This window comes from Streptomyces parvus, from assembly GCF_014648875.1.
Taxonomy (GTDB): Bacteria; Actinomycetota; Actinomycetes; order Streptomycetales; family Streptomycetaceae; genus Streptomyces; species Streptomyces parvus.
This window is the reverse complement of sequence record NZ_BMRY01000036.1, coordinates 1-2,050: the sequence shown is the minus strand read 5'-3', so window position 1 is coordinate 2,050 and position 2,050 is coordinate 1. Positions and strand designations below refer to the sequence as shown.

General features: G+C 68.8%; 1 protein-coding gene. It reads right to left on the bottom strand.

Annotation, left to right across the window (positions count from 1 at the left end; genetic code table 11):
- On the bottom strand, positions 1–2,050 hold a 2,050-nt coding region (locus tag IE140_RS35655; RefSeq protein WP_189461098.1), incomplete at both ends, for a non-ribosomal peptide synthetase.

Genomic DNA, 2,050 nt, shown 5'->3' with positions numbered 1-2,050 from the left:
CCGGTGCCGACGCCGATTTCCAGGACGCGTCGTGGGTGGAGTGCTTTGATGCGGTCGACGGTGCTGTCGCGCCATTCCCGCATGTCTTCCAGTGGGATGGGCTGCCCGTCGTAACTGCTGTTCCAGCTCGCGAAGTTCTCGCCGATGTCAGTTTCGCCGGCGGACGTGTAGACGGAGTCGTAGAGGTCCTGCCACTCGCTCAGCTGGTCCCGCTCGACATGCTCGTCACGGACTCCGCCCCCGCTGTCGGCCACGACGTACCCGACCAGGCGGAGGTCTCCCGGCCTGTCCTCCCGTACGATCACGGCGGCCTGGGCGATGTCGGGGTGGTCGGTGAGGGTCTTCTCGATCTCGCCGGGTTCGATGCGGAAGCCGCGGATCTTGACCTGGTGGTCGGTACGGCCGAGGTATTCGAGTTCGCCGTGGGTGTTCCAGCGGGCGAGGTCGCCGGTGCGGTACATCCGTTGCCCGGGTTCGGGGTGGAACGGATCTGCGACGAAGCGTTCGGCGGTGAGCCCGGGCTGGTTGGCGTAGCCGCGGGCCAGGCCCTCGCCCGCGACGTACAGCTCACCCACCACACCGGGAGCGGCCGGCTGCAGAGCGGAGTCCAGCACGTAGACCCGGGTGTTTGCGATCGGCCGCCCGATCGGTGCCGGCCCTCCGGTGTGGCCGGCCAGATCCGCAGCGGTCGACCAGATGGTGGTCTCGGTCGGGCCGTACAGGTTGACCAGGTCGTCGGTGAGCCCGCGCAGGGCCTCGGCGAGGGAGACCGGCAGCGCTTCGCCGCCGACCAGTATCCGTAGCCCTCGAAGCGCCTCCGCGTCGTGCGCCACGAGCAGTTGCCACAGGGACGGGGTGCCCTGCACGACCGTGACGCTGTGCCGTTCGATCAGGTCCAGCACGGCCGAGGGCTGCGGAACGGCTTCCTTGGGTGCGATGACGACGGCGGCGCCGGAGAGCAGGGGGTGGTAGAGCTCGAGGGCGGCGATGTCGAAGGCGACGGTGGTGACCGCGAGCAGCCGGTCCTCCGGCCGGATCGGAGCCTTCTCCCGCATGCCCACGAGGAAGTTGAGCAAGGCGCCGTGCGGGACCACCACGCCCTTGGGCCGTCCGGTCGAGCCCGAGGTGTAGATGACGTACGCGGCGTCCTCCGGAAGGAGTGGGGCGACCCCGCCGTCGTCGGCCGGATCGCTGTCGAGGGCGGCGTCCGATGCCTCCCGTACGGGGTCGGAATCGAGGACCAGCCGCTGTGCGGCGCCCACCTCCGGGATCATCCAGTCCGTCGCCGTGGTCGTGAGCAGCAGTGAGGGGCGGGCATCCTCCAGGACGTGCGTGAGGCGTGCCGCCGGGTGGTCGGGGTCGAGCGGCAGGTAGGCGCCGCCGGACTTGAGCACTGCCAGCAGTGCCACCACCAGGTCGGCCGAGCGCGGCAGCGCGATGGCGGTCACATGGCCGGCTCCCGCACCTCGGTCGAGCAGGACTCGGGCCAGCCGGTTGGCCCGCCGGTCCAGTTCGGCATAGGTCAGGACGGTGTCGCCGGAGACCAGGGACACGGCGTCCGGTGTCGCGGACGCTTGCTCTGAGAAGCGGGCAGGCAGCAGACCGGTCCCTACCTCCGTCGCCGTCTCCAGCCAGGAGTCCAGCACCTGGTGCTTCTCGTGCGGGCTGAGGGCGTCGATGTGGCTGAGGGGTTGGTCGGGGTGGTCGGTGGCGGTTTCGAGGATGCGGGTGAGGCGTTCGAAGAGGGTGTGGACGGTGGTTTCGTCGTAGAGGTCGCTGGAGTATTCGATGGCGCCGGTGATGCCTTCGGGTTCGCCGTGGGGTCCGCGTTTCTCGACGAGGCTGAAGAAGAGGTCGAATTTGGCGGTTCCGGTGCGTCCGGGGGCGATGTCGATGGTGAGGCCGGGGAGTTGGAATGCTCCTTCGGGTGCGTTTTGGAGGGCGAGCATTATTTGGAAGAGGGGGTGGTGGTTGAGGGTGCGGGTGGGGTTGAGGATTTCGACGAGGTATTCGAAGGGGACGTCTTGGTGGGCGTAGGCGGTGAGGTTGG